This is a genomic window from Rhizobium sp. PL01, assembly GCF_033447125.1.
Classification (GTDB): Bacteria; Pseudomonadota; Alphaproteobacteria; order Rhizobiales; family Rhizobiaceae; genus Pararhizobium.
The window spans coordinates 20,690-35,713 of record NZ_JAWQUM010000002.1 but is presented as its reverse complement, the minus strand read 5'-3'; the positions used below and the strand labels follow the sequence as shown (position 1 = coordinate 35,713).

General features: G+C 59.8%; 13 protein-coding genes. 9 read left to right on the top strand and 4 right to left on the bottom strand.

Features of this window, described 5'->3' with window-relative positions; genetic code table 11:
- Nucleotides 1-26: 26 nt before the first annotated feature.
- Both R6X40_RS04525 and R6X40_RS04520 read left to right on the top strand, forming a co-directional pair.
- Nucleotides 27-806: an ABC transporter permease subunit gene (locus R6X40_RS04525; protein WP_318411389.1), complete on the top strand. Its 780-nt coding sequence runs from the start codon at nucleotides 27-29 to the stop codon at nucleotides 804-806.
- Nucleotides 807-838: 32 nt separating this feature from the next.
- Nucleotides 839-1,705, top strand: a complete 867-nt coding sequence (locus R6X40_RS04520; protein ID WP_318411387.1) for an ATP-binding cassette domain-containing protein — start codon at nucleotides 839-841, stop codon at nucleotides 1,703-1,705.
- Nucleotides 1,706-1,708: 3 nt separating this feature from the next.
- Here the strand turns inward: R6X40_RS04520 and R6X40_RS04515 are convergent, their stop codons facing one another.
- Nucleotides 1,709-2,479 (bottom strand): hypothetical protein, encoded by a 771-nt coding sequence (locus R6X40_RS04515; protein ID WP_318411385.1) that lies wholly within the window; start codon nucleotides 2,477-2,479, stop codon nucleotides 1,709-1,711.
- A 237-nt stretch (nucleotides 2,480-2,716) separates the two neighbouring features.
- Between R6X40_RS04515 and R6X40_RS04510 the strand changes: the two genes are divergently transcribed.
- Complete coding sequence (locus R6X40_RS04510) at nucleotides 2,717-3,583, top strand: RDD family protein (RefSeq protein WP_318411384.1); 867 nt, start codon at nucleotides 2,717-2,719, stop codon at nucleotides 3,581-3,583.
- 31 nt (nucleotides 3,584-3,614) lie between these two features.
- Here the strand turns inward: R6X40_RS04510 and R6X40_RS04505 are convergent, their stop codons facing one another.
- Complete coding sequence (locus tag R6X40_RS04505; protein WP_318411382.1) at nucleotides 3,615-3,968, bottom strand: DMT family protein; 354 nt, start codon at nucleotides 3,966-3,968, stop codon at nucleotides 3,615-3,617.
- Nucleotides 3,969-4,183: 215 nt separating this feature from the next.
- On the opposite strand from R6X40_RS04505, the gene uvrB reads away from it, so the two are divergent.
- From uvrB to R6X40_RS04480, 5 genes are all read left to right on the top strand, one after another.
- The gene (gene uvrB / locus R6X40_RS04500) at nucleotides 4,184-7,297 is read left to right on the top strand and encodes an excinuclease ABC subunit UvrB (RefSeq protein WP_318411380.1); all 3,114 of its coding nucleotides are present in this window, start codon (nucleotides 4,184-4,186) and stop codon (nucleotides 7,295-7,297) included.
- Between the two features lie 548 nt (nucleotides 7,298-7,845).
- Complete coding sequence (locus R6X40_RS04495; protein WP_318412347.1) at nucleotides 7,846-8,307, top strand: DUF3828 domain-containing protein; 462 nt, start codon at nucleotides 7,846-7,848, stop codon at nucleotides 8,305-8,307.
- 267 nt (nucleotides 8,308-8,574) lie between these two features.
- Nucleotides 8,575-8,991 (top strand): nucleotide-binding protein, encoded by a 417-nt coding sequence (locus tag R6X40_RS04490; RefSeq protein WP_318411378.1) that lies wholly within the window; start codon nucleotides 8,575-8,577, stop codon nucleotides 8,989-8,991.
- 52 nt (nucleotides 8,992-9,043) lie between these two features.
- On the top strand, nucleotides 9,044-10,513 hold the full coding sequence (locus tag R6X40_RS04485) for a hypothetical protein (RefSeq protein WP_318411377.1): 1,470 nt from the start codon (nucleotides 9,044-9,046) through the stop codon (nucleotides 10,511-10,513).
- 1,202 nt (nucleotides 10,514-11,715) lie between these two features.
- A complete protein-coding gene (locus R6X40_RS04480) occupies nucleotides 11,716-12,108 on the top strand; it encodes a hypothetical protein (protein WP_318411375.1) in 393 nt (130 codons plus the stop codon).
- A 280-nt stretch (nucleotides 12,109-12,388) separates the two neighbouring features.
- Here the strand turns inward: R6X40_RS04480 and R6X40_RS04475 are convergent, their stop codons facing one another.
- Nucleotides 12,389-12,973, bottom strand: a complete 585-nt coding sequence (locus tag R6X40_RS04475) for a J domain-containing protein (RefSeq protein ID WP_318411373.1) — start codon at nucleotides 12,971-12,973, stop codon at nucleotides 12,389-12,391.
- A gap of 495 nt (nucleotides 12,974-13,468) precedes the next feature.
- Here R6X40_RS04475 and R6X40_RS04470 point away from each other — a divergent pair, with 495 nt between their 5' ends.
- Nucleotides 13,469-13,681 carry a cold-shock protein gene (locus tag R6X40_RS04470; protein ID WP_037095903.1) on the top strand — a complete coding sequence of 71 codons (213 nt, stop codon included), beginning with the start codon at nucleotides 13,469-13,471 and terminating at the stop codon, nucleotides 13,679-13,681.
- A 140-nt stretch (nucleotides 13,682-13,821) separates the two neighbouring features.
- Here the strand turns inward: R6X40_RS04470 and dusA are convergent, their stop codons facing one another.
- Nucleotides 13,822-14,928 (bottom strand): tRNA dihydrouridine(20/20a) synthase DusA, encoded by a 1,107-nt coding sequence (dusA, locus tag R6X40_RS04465; protein WP_318411368.1) that lies wholly within the window; start codon nucleotides 14,926-14,928, stop codon nucleotides 13,822-13,824.
- Nucleotides 14,929-15,024 lie beyond the last annotated feature (96 nt).

Genomic DNA, 15,024 nt, shown 5'->3' with positions numbered 1-15,024 from the left:
CTGGCAGATAAACGGAAGGGCAGATCATGAAATCCACCGCTCAATCGATCCTGCGAAGCGGCACGGGCTGGCTTCTACCCGCCCTCATCGTGCTCGCCTGGGAAATCGCTGCCCGCACCGGGCTGATCTCGCCGAATGTCATGGCGGCCCCATCCGCCGTCGCCGAAGCCTTCTGGCGCCTGCTGCTCTCGGGTGAGCTTGTCCGCAATATCGGCGTCAGCACCGCCCGTGCCTTATCGGGCTTCGTCATTGGCGGATCGATCGGCCTGATCTTCGGCCTTGCCAATGGACTGTCCGGCCTGTCGCGCAATCTCACCGATACGACGCTGCAGATGGTCCGCAACATTCCGCATCTGGCGCTGATCCCGCTGGTCATCCTCTGGTTCGGCATTGACGAAGAGGCAAAGCTCTTCCTTGTGGCGCTCGGCGTTTTCTTCCCGATCTACGTCAACACGCTGCTCGGCATCCAGAGCGTCGATCCGCAGCTGGTCGAGATGGGCCGCGTCTATGGCATGTCGCGCACCACGCTGTTCTTCCGCGTTATCCTGCCCGGTGCCTTGCCCGCCATTTTTGTCGGCCTGCGTTACGCACTGGGCATCATGTGGCTGACGCTGATCGTCGCCGAAACCATCGCCGCCTCCTCGGGCCTCGGCTACATGGCCATGCAGGCCCGCGAATTCCTGCTCATCGATGTCGTCGTGCTGTCGATCCTGATCTACGCCCTGCTCGGCAAGCTCGCCGACAGTTTTGCCCGGCTGCTCGAGCGTCTGACGCTGCAATGGCATCCGGCCTTCCAGACTGCCTGATTTCTCGCGAAACGAAACACGGAGTACCGGAAATGTCCGTCATCGCCCTCGATCCGAAAAACAAAGCCACCCGTATGGTGAAGGAAACAAACGAATCCCGCGCCTTGCGAGAAACGCCTCCCGGCCAGTGGTTTCCTTATGCCGCTCCCCAGCCACGCGAGCGCGACAACCGCGACATCGCCTTTTCCTTCCGGGGCATCAGCCGCAAGTTTGGCGACAAGACCGTCCTCGACAATATCGATCTCGACGTGCCCGCCGGTCAGTTCATCGCCGTTATCGGCAAGAGCGGCTGCGGCAAGAGCACGCTGCTGCGGCTGCTGACCGGCCTCGACAAGCCGACCTCCGGCACGCTGACGGTCAACAAGGGCACGGACAACGAAAACCGCACTCGCATCATGTTTCAGGAACCGCGCCTTCTGCCTTGGGCAAAGATCGCGAAAAATGTCGAAGTCGGCCTGACCGGTCTTGCCAAGGGGGCGGACGCCCGCGAAAAATCGCTCGCCATTCTCGACGAGGTCGGCCTTGCCGACCGTGCGGAAGAATGGCCGTCCGTCTTGTCCGGCGGCCAGCGCCAGCGCGTCGCCCTCGCCCGCGCACTTGTCGCCCATCCGTACATTTTGGCACTCGACGAACCGCTCGGCGCACTCGATGCGCTGACCCGCATCGAGATGCAGCACTTGCTCGAGAGCATCTGGCAGCAGCAGGCATTCACCGCCGTGCTGGTCACCCATGATGTCGCCGAAGCCGTGGCACTGGCCGATCGCGTCATCGTCATTGACCACGGCAGGATTGCACTCGATCTCGATATCCCGCTCGAACGCCCGCGCCGCCACGGCTCGCCGGAACTGGCGCGGCTCGAAGGCAAGATTCTCGATACGCTGTTTGGCGGAACCGATTGATCTCTAAGCTCTGACCCGGCGCAATGCGGCGGCAATTTGCCTGCTCGCCCACTGAACACAGACGGACACGACGGAGGAGACCAGAAACGCGATCTCGGCATTCTGTCTTGGCAGAATCCAGATCAGGCACAGGCAAAAGGCCGCAAACGAAAAGCGTCCCAGCACCATGCCGCGCAGCAGCCGGACAACGAAGTCGGGCCCATAGGCCCGCTGCGACGATACCGAGAGGATCAATCCCAGCAGCGGGAACACCGTCAGCACACCGCTCCATTGCGCGCCAAGCGAAGCCGACAGCATCGTCACGGCCAGCGTCAGAACCGCACCGGCAACCATGCGCATGAACAGGTCCGTCCGGGTGATAGAAATCACCTTGCTCGCTGCATTGGTCCGCGGCAAAAATGTCTGCGCCGACACAACGCCCAGCAGCGCGACACCGAGCGCAACGACGGGTGTTCCCGGTAAATTCGTCAGGCCAATGGCCGCGATAAACCAAGCGGCAAGCCCCATCACGGCCGCGATGCAATAGTGATACCAGCGGCTGGTCCAGGCATAGGCGAGGTTGAAGGCTTCCGAGGCAAAGATCGCCGACAGGGTCGCAGCAGCTGCGCCAACGCCAAACACGGCCCCCTGTTCCAGAACAAGAAGATAGAGGATAGGCCCTGCCACGATCGGCAAGCCCGCAAGCCAACCGGCCACCCCCGGCCCCCAACGCACGGCCGCCATCGAAACGGCAAAGAGAAAGAAAGGAACCAAAGTCAGTTTCAAGAGAAGCATGCCGGTCCCGTTCATTCCTGTCCGCAGACGCCCGATGCCTTTCACCGGGTTTAGTCAAAGCCGTCCAAGCCGTTCCGTCATAAGGACAACAGCGTCAGGCCAGACCCGCGCAATGCCGCCACGCCAGGAAAATGTCAATCCGCGAAAAACCACGCCTGAACACCCATCCTGCCCATTGCCGGTCCGGACAGGACACCCTATGCCCCGTGCAATGAGGAACCGTTGAAGGGGGATTCGATGACCGCTGTTACGTCCATGGCAATGACACCGCCGCCACGCCTTTTCTGGCGGCGTGCCGTCGCATTCTTTGTCGATACGGTGGTCTTCTACAGTATTCTGATGCTGCTCGCCCTGCCGCTGCAGGCGGTCACCGGCTGGAACCTCGGCTTTTACATCGGCCAATCGACCACCTGCGAGGCTACGACGGACAGCCCGCTGATCCGTGAGGTTGAAACCGAATGGCCACTGGCGGATGGCGAAACCCGCATAAACCAGATCTGCATCAATGCCAGCATCGGCATGCAGCAGCGCTTCTTCATATCGACGGTGACGAAAATCTCGGATGGAACCACTTCCAACCGCTCCGTTTCGATTGGCATCGATCAGGACGGAAAGGCCATCCCCCTGGATATTTCCGCCACCAGCACGGCATCAAACATCCTCCTCCAGCTGCTCTTTCTCGCCCTGTTCGTCCTTGCATCCGCCAAGATAACGGCGATGGGCCGCAGGACACCCGGAAAGGCTCTTCTGTTCCTGCGCATCACCAATGCTGCGGGGACAATGCCGTCGCTCAAACAATGCCTGGCGCGGGAATTCTGGAAGTTTCTGCCATCCTGCCTTCTCGGCATCGCCGTCACCGTCCACGCCGCCCAAAACCTGCCGGGTCTGTCGACGCTGGCATCCGGTGAATTCGCCGACGTCATCCGCGCCGCCCGCGACATGCAGGTGCCGGACTTCAGCACATTGCTGACCGTCGATGTCGTCGCCTCGCTCCTCGGCGCCCTCTGGTGGTTCGGCCCATTCATCGTCTGGCGCGGCCAGACCATCTACGACCGCCTCGCCGGCTGCATCGTGGTGCGGTCGAACGAGGGCGTGACATGGTGAGGCCGCTGGCAAATTGGCGGCCTGAACAAACTCACCCCTTGAACACGAACGCTGCGCCACCGGCGATCATGCAGAAGCCGATCGCATGGTTCCAGGTCAGCGATTCCTTCAGCCAGAACACCGAGAAACCGGCAAACACCACCAGCGTGATCACCTCCTGCATCGTCTTCAACTGTGCCGCCGAATAGACCTCATGGCCGATCCGGTTGGCCGGAACCGCCAGGCAATATTCGAAGAAGGCGATGCCCCAGCTGACAATGATCGCCATGTAAAGCGGTGAAGACGTGTATTTCAGATGCCCGTACCAGGCAAAAGTCATGAAGACGTTTGACAGGACAAGCAAAAGGATCGGCAGCACGGCGGCCGTATTGAGCGAAAAAGGCATCAGCGAATCCTTGGGAAGCCAGAATGGCAAGACGCCAAGCATGTACCGCCAATCCGCTGCTGTTCAAGCCGGATGCCCTGCCGCGTGAAAAGAAAAACGGCCTGATCGTGCATCCGCAACACAGTGTCAGAAACTGGCAGTAGCCCGCCACCCCGTTGCCTTTTTGTACTCATCGCCCCCTTCACATTTCGCCGGACTCTCTCCATATTCCCCGCATGTCGAAAGCACCGAAAAAATCCTCCCATCCTGACCTTGGCGGCTTCGAGGAAGCTCCGCAGGCCTCGTTCGAAGGCGCTCCTCTGTCGTCCAACGTCGCCGACTGGGCTGAAGAGCTGCAGCGCATGGCCGAGGCCGAGACGATCGAGACCCGCCACGACGTCGCCTCCAAGGCTGGCAAACACCGCAAGAAGGTCGAGATCGCGGCGCAGAAGGCTCGTGACGCCGAAGGTGCACAAAAGAAAAAGACCACCGACAAGTCCAAGGATGGTGTGGGCGCCAGCCGCAGTGCACGTGGTACCTCCATGGGCGGCACGTCCGATCCGAAAGCCCGCGCCGCCGCCGGCCTCAATCCCGTGGCCGGCATGGATACAGCACTCGAGGATGCGCTCGCGCCCTCCGCCGTCACTGCGACGGTCGAAGCCCTGTCGGCGCTGATCGAGAGCGGCAATCCGCTGTTCAAGGATGGCAAGCTCTGGACGCCGCACCGGCCGGCCCGCCCGGAAAAGTCCGAAGGCGGGCTCGAGATCGTTATGAAGTCGGACTTCGAGCCGGCTGGCGACCAGCCAACGGCGATCAAGGACCTGGTCGAGGGCCTGTCGAACGGCGACCGGTCCCAGGTGCTGCTCGGCGTCACCGGCTCGGGCAAGACGTTCACCATGGCCAAGGTGATCGAGGCCACCCAGCGCCCCGCCCTGATCCTGGCACCCAACAAGACGCTGGCCGCCCAGCTCTATTCCGAGTTCAAGAACTTCTTCCCGGATAACGCGGTCGAATATTTCGTCTCCTACTACGATTATTACCAACCGGAAGCCTATGTGCCGCGCTCGGATACCTTCATCGAGAAGGAATCGTCGATCAACGAGCAGATCGACCGCATGCGCCACTCCGCCACCCGCTCGCTGATCGAGCGCGACGACGTCATCATCGTTGCCTCCGTCTCCTGCATCTACGGTATCGGCTCGGTCGAGACCTACACCGCCATGACCTTCCAGATGACGGTCGGCGATACGCTTGACCAACGCCAGCTGCTCGCCGACCTCGTCGCCCAGCAATACAAGCGCCGCGACATGGATTTTCAGCGCGGCTCGTTTCGCGTCCGGGGCGACACGATCGAAATCTTCCCCGCCCACCTGGAAGATGCCGCCTGGCGCATTTCGATGTTCGGCGACGAGATCGATAGCATCACCGAGTTCGATCCGCTCACCGGCCAGAAGACCGACGACCTGAAATCGGTGAAAATCTACGCCAATTCCCACTATGTCACCCCGCGCCCGACGCTCAACCAGGCGATCAAGTCGATCAAGGAGGAGCTGAAACTGCGCCTCGCCGAGCTGGAAAAAGGCGGCCGTCTGCTCGAAGCCCAACGGCTGGAGCAGCGCACCCGTTACGATATCGAGATGCTCGAAGCCACCGGCTCCTGCGCCGGCATCGAGAACTATTCGCGCTACCTCACCGGCCGCCAGCCCGGCGAGCCGCCACCGACCCTGTTCGAATATATCCCCGACAACGCCCTTTTGTTCATCGACGAAAGCCACGTCTCCGTCAGCCAGATCGGCGGCATGTACCGCGGCGACTTTCGGCGCAAGGCGACGCTCGCCGAATACGGCTTCCGCCTGCCGTCCTGCATGGACAACCGGCCGCTGCGGTTCGAGGAATGGGACGCCATGCGCCCCGACACCATCGCCGTCTCGGCGACGCCGGCCGCGTGGGAAATGGAACAGGCCGGCGGCGTTTTCGCCGAACAGGTCATTCGCCCCACAGGCCTGATCGATCCGCCGGTCGAGGTCCGCTCGGCCAAAACCCAGGTCGACGACGTCCTGGGCGAAATCCGCGAGACGGCGCAGGCCGGTTACCGCACCCTCGTCACCGTGCTCACCAAGCGCATGGCCGAGGACCTCACCGAGTACCTGCACGAGCAGGGCATTCGCGTCCGCTACATGCACTCGGATATCGACACGCTGGAGCGCATCGAGATCATCCGCGATCTGCGCCTCGGCGCCTTCGACGTGCTGGTCGGCATCAACCTGTTGCGCGAAGGCCTCGACATCCCCGAATGCGGCTTCGTCGCCATTCTCGACGCCGACAAGGAAGGCTTTTTGCGCTCGGAAACGTCCCTCGTTCAGACCATCGGCCGCGCCGCGCGTAACGTCGATGGCAAGGTCATTCTCTACGCCGACAACATCACCGGTTCGATGAAGCGCGCCATGGAGGAAACCTCCCGCCGCCGCGAAAAGCAGGTGGCCTATAACGAAGCCAACGGCATCACCCCGGAATCGGTCAAGGCCAGGATTTCCGACATTCTCGACTCGGTCTACGAAAAGGACCATGTGCGCGCCGATATCGGCATCAAGGGCGTCAAGGGCGGCATTACCAGCCTGGTCGGCAACAATCTCGCCGCCCATCTCGAAGCGCTCGAAAAACAGATGCGCAACGCCGCCGCCGACCTCGATTTCGAAACCGCCGCCCGCCTGCGCGACGAAATCAAACGCCTCAAAGCCGCCGAACTCGCCGTCATGGACGACCCGATGACCCGCCAGGAAGCCCGGGCGATGGAAGGCGGTGGAAAGAAAAGCGGCAAGGCCAACCGCGAGTCCCTTCTCCCCGCCAGCGGGGAGAAGGTGCCCGACAGGGCGGATGAGGGGCAAGCCAAATCGCTCTTCACCAAACCCACGCTGGACGACATGGGCCCAGGCACCGACATGACCCGCCCGGCCCGCAAGGCATCGCCGGACGACGAGACGCAATCCGGCTTCCGCAAACCCACGCTCGAAGACATCGGTCACAACATCGCCGTCCCTGCCCGTGGGGAAACCAGCCTGTTCCGCAAGAACAGCCTCGACGAAATGACCGTCGGCCGCACCGAAAAGCCGCTCAACACGACGGGCAAACTGCCGGAAAAACCGTTGCTGCAGGGCCAATCGGAAAAACGCGACCCCGCCGACTCTCCGTCATCCTCCTCTCCGTCATCCCCGGGCCTGACCCGAGGATCCAGCGCCGACGACGCCAAACCCTTCATCCGCGCCAAATCCGGCGCCGGCTCCTACGAGGATGCCGGCGACGCCAAGCGCCAGAAAAGGACCAAGGGCAAGACCGGCCGCCCGGGCCAATAACCCTCCCCTTGAGGGGGAGGGTCGGCGCACAGCGCCGGGGTGGAGTGACCACCACACCCACGCACCCAATCTCCCCGCACGAGGAGAGAACAATAGCAGAGGCCCCCTCAGACTGCTGACAAACTCATTGTCTCACCACTCGGCGGTTCACGTGGGAAAGGATGCGATTGCCAAATCCTCCGTCATCTCTGTGCGTGTCACAGAGATCCAGCCAGCCCAAGTCCTTGCGCTAAAAGGTTTTTTGACCCGGCAGACGCCGGGCCGCTAAATCCCGCCACAACGACGAGGATGACGGAGAGTGGGGTGCCGCTCTCGCCAGATCATCGTTTTAGGGATTGTCAGCAGTCTGAGGGGCCGAAGGCACCCTTTCTGGCTCGGCCGCCCCCCTCGTCGCCTCGCTCTACTCGGCACCTCTCCCCACAGCGGAGACGTGGGAGACCGCTGCCGCACAGGCAATTGCCACCCCACATCCCCAAAAATGCAGCATGGCCAGACCACCGCGCATCGTCTACGCATGGCGATCACCTCATCCTGCGGAGAAGCCTTTCATGCGCCTGCCCACCCTCGCCTTCGCACTCGCCGCCCTCTTCGCCCTGCCCGCGGCCGCGCAAACCTACAAGAGCCCGGAGGCGCTGCTACAGGCGCTCTACAGCTACGACACGTCAGAGACCAGCGCCAATGCCCCCTCGCTCTATTCCCCGTTCTTCTCCGACCAGCTGAACGCCCGCTACCAGGAAGACGCCGACAACACCCAGGCCGGCGACGGCGGCACTATCGATTTCGACCCGGTGATCTCAGGCCAGGACGGTCAAGCCACCAATGTCGAAGTCGGGGAAGCCATCGTCATCGACGATACCGCCGAGGTCGAAGTCACCTTCAAGAATTTCGAGCCGGTGACGCTCTACTACACCCTGGTCAGGGAACACGGCGGCTGGAAAGTCGACGACATCGCCAACCAGCAGGGAGAATATCCGTGGAGCCTGAGTGCGTTGTTTGATGGGGCGCGGTAGGTGGCACGCGCAATAAAACTAGCTTCCCGGCGTAGAACTTACCTCGGTCTAGATTGTTGCATCTCGCTCGAAGGGCGTCGAAAAGTCCCGGACCAATGCCAAACCGGAGCTGTATTCGGTAACTAACATTTGCTGCGCCTCATAAGAGGAAATCTCTCTAATCGTCGAGGAGTCGTATTGTCATGATCAAGGGGATAGCGATTGCTGCTCCTATCATACCAATGCAATAAGTAGATTTGGCCCATATGTCAGGACAACGGTATCTGAATGAGCAAACTCCACCTCTTTATTGGTTCCTCAGTAGAAAACATAGAATTGGCGAGGGCTGTACAATCCTCGTTGGATTACGACGCCGCGCCGATAGTTTGGACATCCACCTTCCCGCCCTCGCACTTCCCTTTAGAGGCTCTTGAGGATTCGTTGGATTGGGCTGACTTCGCAGTTTTCATCTGCGCTCCTGATGACATCACTGACATTCGAGGAGAAAAGCTCAAGACAGTTCGTGATAACGTTATTTTTGAGCTCGGTTTGTTTATGGGCAGGCTGGGTCGCAAAAGGACCTTCTTGATAAGCCCTAGAGGAATAGACATCCACCTTCCGACGGACTTGAACGGAATATACCCGGAGCTGTTTGATCCTAGCCACCTTGAAAACTCTGAGGCGGCATTGGGCCCAGCCTGTTAAAATTCGCAAAGCTATGCGGAAGTTAGGACCTCTCCATAGATCTGTTCGCGATTTGCAGGAAGGAGAAGGTGATGATCCGACGAATCTTCTCTCTCCCGAGAAACCCACGTCACCCGCACCCGATTGGTCACTTGAAGACTATCAACGCGCGCATTTCATTGCAGCCTTGAGAAAGGACGTGGATGCCGCTTCCAACATTGACAAGGCATTTCGTAACTCCTCATTTGCCCCCTCCGAGGAAGTAATCGCAGAATGGGAAGGATGGCGTGAGCTTGCCTACATTCCTGCTGGAAGCTCGGTCAATTTAAAAATATTAAGGGACAGAACTGAAAAGTACCCAGATAATGCTCAGTTAAAAGAGCTTCTCGGCAGAGGCTTGGCTCACTACGGTGACGAAAAAGGCGCCGCAGAAGCTTACTACGATGCGGCACAGCTTGCGAAGGCAATGAAAATTGCCGCAAGAACCGTCAAACGAATACTTGAATCTGAAAAAACACCAACGGATTTTCCTTCCTCTACACGTTTTATACTGCTTCTTCACCGACTACCGCAGGAGACACACGAGGACAAACTCAGTTTTGTCGACGCGATGCAATCAATATCCCAAACGGGGAAACTTACGGAGGTGTCAAAGGCAATCGCCGAGGTGGGCTTATCTCTGGCCCCAGAGGACATATCCGCGCGTTTTCAACTTGCGCGCCGCTACGCTGATGATGAACAGCACAACCTTTCCTTGCTGCACTACCAGAATATTCCGCGAGACGAACGAAGTGGAATGGCCTGGAATAACCTCGGCGTAAGTTATGCAAAATTAAACATCATTGGCTTGGCGGCAAAATCATATGAAACTGCAGCTAAATTTGGTGAAACTATCGCCGATGGAAACTTAGCGCAGATATTGTCGAGTATCGGCCTCTTCGACGATGCACAGCAGCGTGTCGAAAAAGCCATTTCTATTCCGGAGCACCATGACAGCTTGGTCGGCGTCCTTTCCTCGATAAAGGAAGCGCGAGATATAGAAGAGGTACACCATCTTGACCAAGTGTCAAAAGCCAAGGAACAACAGGTCAGCCGAATCTCTCTCGGGAGAGCCGCTTTAGACTATGTGGGGGCCGAAATTGAAGGTAAATGGATAACACCGGCTGGGCTAATAGAACTATCGTGCGACGAAGATGGTCGATACTCTGGAGTCGGACAGATAGTTCGAGAAGTCAAACAAGGTGGTCTTTTCGGGTTAGCCTCTGCGACTTCAATGCGTTTCCATGCTTCCGCGATCAAAATTAAACTGGCTCGTATAGGAAATGCGCTTGAGGGAACTTTGACGGTGGTGGGATCACCGGAGCCGCTAAGCCTCCTTGGTGCATTCGATTTTGAGAAGCGATTAGTGTTTCAGGTTTCCGAAGATGGCACCACATTAGACGGGCTTGAGATTGGGTACGATGAAAAGCGTGTTTTCTGGCGTCGGGCTGACTCACTTGCTATCATCGCAAATTCGATGGTGCCCAACTCAAATGCACACTAACAAATCTTCTATTCGGATGACGCGAAGTAAGTCTGGTAGGCTAGATGCAGGGATCACGGGCCAAGAGTACCTATGACCTCAACAGGAAGAAGGGGATTTTTTTCGTTGTAAGCGACATGCCAAATATCTCCCATAGTTGTATAAAAGCTTTTTTACAATACATTGAGAGAATTACCTTCCTTAGAAATTGCGATTGTGGCCGATCGGCAATTGCCTTATTCACCCCTCAAAATCCCGCACCCAAAACCACGCCATACTTCTCCCGTCCCACCACGGATACACTGCCAGCCGCCACAGCGAGGTGGGACCGGCGCCGGCTTTGAGGGAAAGACGGAAATCTCCCATCCGGGGTTCGCGGAAAATGGTCTCCCTCCGGCGAGGGCTCCGTCATTCCTGTGCCCGTCACAGGAATCCAGTGCGCCGTGCCCACGTCGCGCAAGGCTCATCGTTCAGGCAAAAGGTCTTTCACAGCGCGGACGCGCTGTGGCCCCGGAACAAGGCCGGGGAAGACGGAGGAAAGGAGAGTGCCCCATCAGGAACCATACCGGGGACGTCAGGTCACCGCCAAGCGTCCCGCACGCCACCTCTCCGCCAGTGACAGAACCCACAAAATCAACATTTTAGCCGCAAACCCAGTTGCTCAATCCCGTTCGTGAGCCCCTCCCCACTTTCCCCCAAAATCCCCGCACCCAAAACCCATGCCATACTTCTCCCGTTCCGCCACGGATACACTGCCAGCCGTGGCAGCGAGGCGGGACCGGCGCCGGGTTTGAGGAAAAGACGGAAGTCCTCTCATCCGGGGTTCGCGGAAAATGGTCTCCCTCCGGCGACACGGGGAGAGACGAGGGTTTTCGCCCTTGTCTCTTGAAGCCCGAAAGCGCGCGCCGGGCGTGCCTGTGCGGCACACAGGGTGGTTGAACGGATGGTTTCGCCGAACGTCAAAATCCGGCGGCGGCCAGGTAGATCGTTGCCGGGTTCGGCCGGGTCCACAGGGTCAGACGAACACCGTCCGAATTGATCACCTCAGAGAGACCCAAGTCGCGGGCAAAAACCGCCGAACGGGGCGCTGAAAGGTGTCATTTTTTACCATTTTACGCGGCAGCTTTCAGCGCCCCGTCCGAATGGCTCTCACACCACGGCGAGATTTTCGCGCGTGACCGAAAACGCATGCCCGGCAACAGAGAAACGCCACGGAGAGAGACATGCCCCTTCCCGTCTACACCAGGCTGATGGCCCGCACCGCCGAGATGCTGGCCATGCCGCATCTGGCCTGCCACCACCGCGACTGCCGCCGCAAGAACGCCTGCCGCTGGTATTTCGAGACGAGCGGCAAACCGAGCTGCCTGCGGAACCTGAGCGCGGAGCAACGGCAGATTTTCGATGAATTCTACGCTCAAACCCTGATCATTATCGAGCATGGCGGCCATCACGGCCTGACATATGCCTGGGGCGATACCGATCAGCGGGCCCTTTTCGACGCCTGCGTCGAGATCGCCCGCACCGCCATTCCGCCGCCGGACAAACGCCGTTTCGACGCCTTCCGACGCGACAGGGAGAAGATCCCCACGTCGCCGGTGGCGCAGCAAACGAAATGAACGCGGATGGAAGACAGTCGCTGCGAGCATCGCGGGCTCACGAGTACGCCGCGCAGGGGGCCCACTCTCCGTCATTCCTGTGCCTGTCACAGGAATCCAGCCACGGCGCGTCTGCGCCGTGAGAAAACCCTTCCACCCGAAGACCCAAGGAGTCTTGCGCGCCGCAGACGCGTCGCACTGGATTCCTGTGACAAGCACAGGAATGACAGAGGAAGGGGGAGGTACCGGAGACACAACGGCAAACAGCATAATGCGCTGCCACCCAAAATCCCAACCCGCCCTATTCCGCCGCCTTCACCTCTTCGAGAAATTCCAGCTCGTACGAATAGCCTTCGAGGATCGTATAGGCCTGCTCGGTCGCCTCGATCTGCGCCTCGGCGCTGCGGATGGCATCGGCGATCGATTGCGAGCGGGTGCGCAGCATCGAGCCAAGGATATCGGCGGACGGGCGGCGGCCGAGGCGGTCGAGATGCTGGCGGACCCGGGCGCGGTGGCGCTCCAGTTCGAGAATGTGGAATCGGCTCTTGACGATATCGTCGGACAGTTTGCGGCGCATGGCGGCCACCGGATCGAAACTGCCCGGTTCGCGCTCGTCGAGGATGAAGTCGTTGACCAGCGTTTCGAGCTTCAAAATGCCCTGCAGGTCACGCGGGTCGGCAAGCTGCGGGTCGTAGCCGGTATTGTCGTAGACTTTCCGGCGCACCGGGTCCTTCAGCAGGTCATAGCAGGCCTGCAGCCGGCCAAACGCCTCGGTATCGCCGCCGCTGTCGGGATGAGCGGCCTTCACCACCTTGCGATAGGCCGCCTTGACCGCCTGCTCGTCGGCGCCACGGTCAATTCCAAGCGTTTCATAGGGGTCGATCACAACGCCACCTCTTCCGTCCCAACATTCGTCCTGTCCGCCCCTGACCTAACCGTTCGCCCGGCCCGCATCAACCCACAAGCGGGCATCGGCCGGGTGCTCTTCTTCGGCCATGGTCGGGACCAAATTGCGGCGGGATCGGGACCGCGCGCGGTTTTCCCCGGCGACGACCGTGGCGGCAGGCAAAAACACGCCGCTGTACCGTCGTGGTGCACTGCCTCGCCAGTACCGACAGCCGGTTGAGTTAGAAGGATTAAACGCTTGCTATTTTCTTTTTTTGCTGCAAATATTTCCGCGTTCGGGCGTTAGCATCCCGGAGACTGGACTGGCTGTATGGTCCCGGAAAAATCCGGGCGTGCCGAAAGGCACTGTAGACGTTCTTTCCCCGTTATCGACTTCTCCGACTGGCTTTCCGGAATAAAGACAAAACCGGAAAGAAAAACGTCTCCACCCTGGCAGGGGTGAGGACACATCATTAAGGGAAAAAGGACTTCTCCCATGGCCACCAAGGGCACCGTAAAATTCTTCAACCAGGACAAGGGTTTTGGTTTCATCACGCCGGAAGGCGGCGCAAAGGACGTGTTCGTTCACATCTCCGCGCTGCAGGCCGCTGGTCTCCAGACCCTGAAGGACGGCCAGCAGGTCACCTTCGACACAGAGCCGGATCGCATGGGCAAGGGCCCGAAGGCTGTCAACATCCAGGCTGACTAAGCCTCGATCTGACTGCTTGCGAAGACTGATTGAACGGCGTTCCTCGGGACGCCGTTTTTTTTGTGGCCGCGATCTGCCCCGTGCTAAAAAACCGTGCGATGATCCACGGGATCGATCGGCACTGGGGTAAGCCGGTTTTTTTATTCCGCCGCCTGCTTTGCTTCGGCGGCAACAAAGATGGCGTCGAATGCGGCCGCGATCACCTCCGGCCCGGCCCCGGCCCGCGTCGCATCGGCCGACAGTATCTGCCGGAACCGCCGTGCGCCCGGCCAGCCCTGAAACAGGCCGACCATGTGGCGGGTAACGTGGATAAGGCGTCCGCCCGAGGCGATATGCCCAGCCGCATAGCCCATCATCGCATCACGCACGCCGGCCCAAAACTCCAGCGACTGCCGGTGACCATGGGCGGTAAAGGCTTCGCCGGCAAAATCGACGGCAGCCGCGCCCGTCAGCGGATGCGGAAAATATCCGTCCACGGCCGTCAGCATGGCGCTATCATGATAAGGTGCCCGCCCCAGCATGACCCCATCCAGCACCGCCTCCTGATTCAGTTCGTCAACAGCCTGATTCAAACTGCCAAGACCACCGTTGATGCCAATGAAAAGATTGGGATTTTCTGCCTTGAGACGATGCACCAGCTCATAATCCAACGGCGGAATATCGCGGTTCTCCTTCGGCGAAAGCCCCTGCAGCCAGGCCTTTCGCGCATGCACCCAGACGGCGTCCGTGCCGGCTTGCACCACCCGCGTTACAAGATCGCGCAGCGCGACTTCCGGATCCTGATCGTCGACACCGATCCGGCACTTGACCGTGACGGGAATGGACACCGCCGCCTTCATCGCCGAAACGCAATCCGCCACAACGGAAGGCTCGCGCATCAGGCAGGCGCCGAACGTGCCCGACTGCACCCGGTCCGACGGACAGCCAACATTGATATTGATCTCGGCATAACCGAACTGCTCGCCGATGCGCGCGGCGTCCGCCATCTTGCGCGGATCACTTCCGCCAAGCTGCAACGCCACCGGCTGCTCGATCGCATCGAACCCCAACAGCCGGTCCCGGTCCCCCCGCAGGATTGCCTCCGAGACGATCATCTCGGTATAGAGCAACGCATGCTTGGAAAGCTGCCGGGCAAGAAAACGGTAGTGCCTGTCCGTCCAGTCGATCATAGGCGCAACGGCAAAAACCGGCTCTCCGAAATATGTCGAAGCGGTGCCGCCCGATGCCGAAATCGCTGCATTGCCCATCAAAAAATACTTTCATCCCCGCCCCGCTCGAGGGCAGTACACTGTGGTGGAGAAACAGGCGGGCAAGCGGAGAAAGATATCTCGCGGCTCAAACGG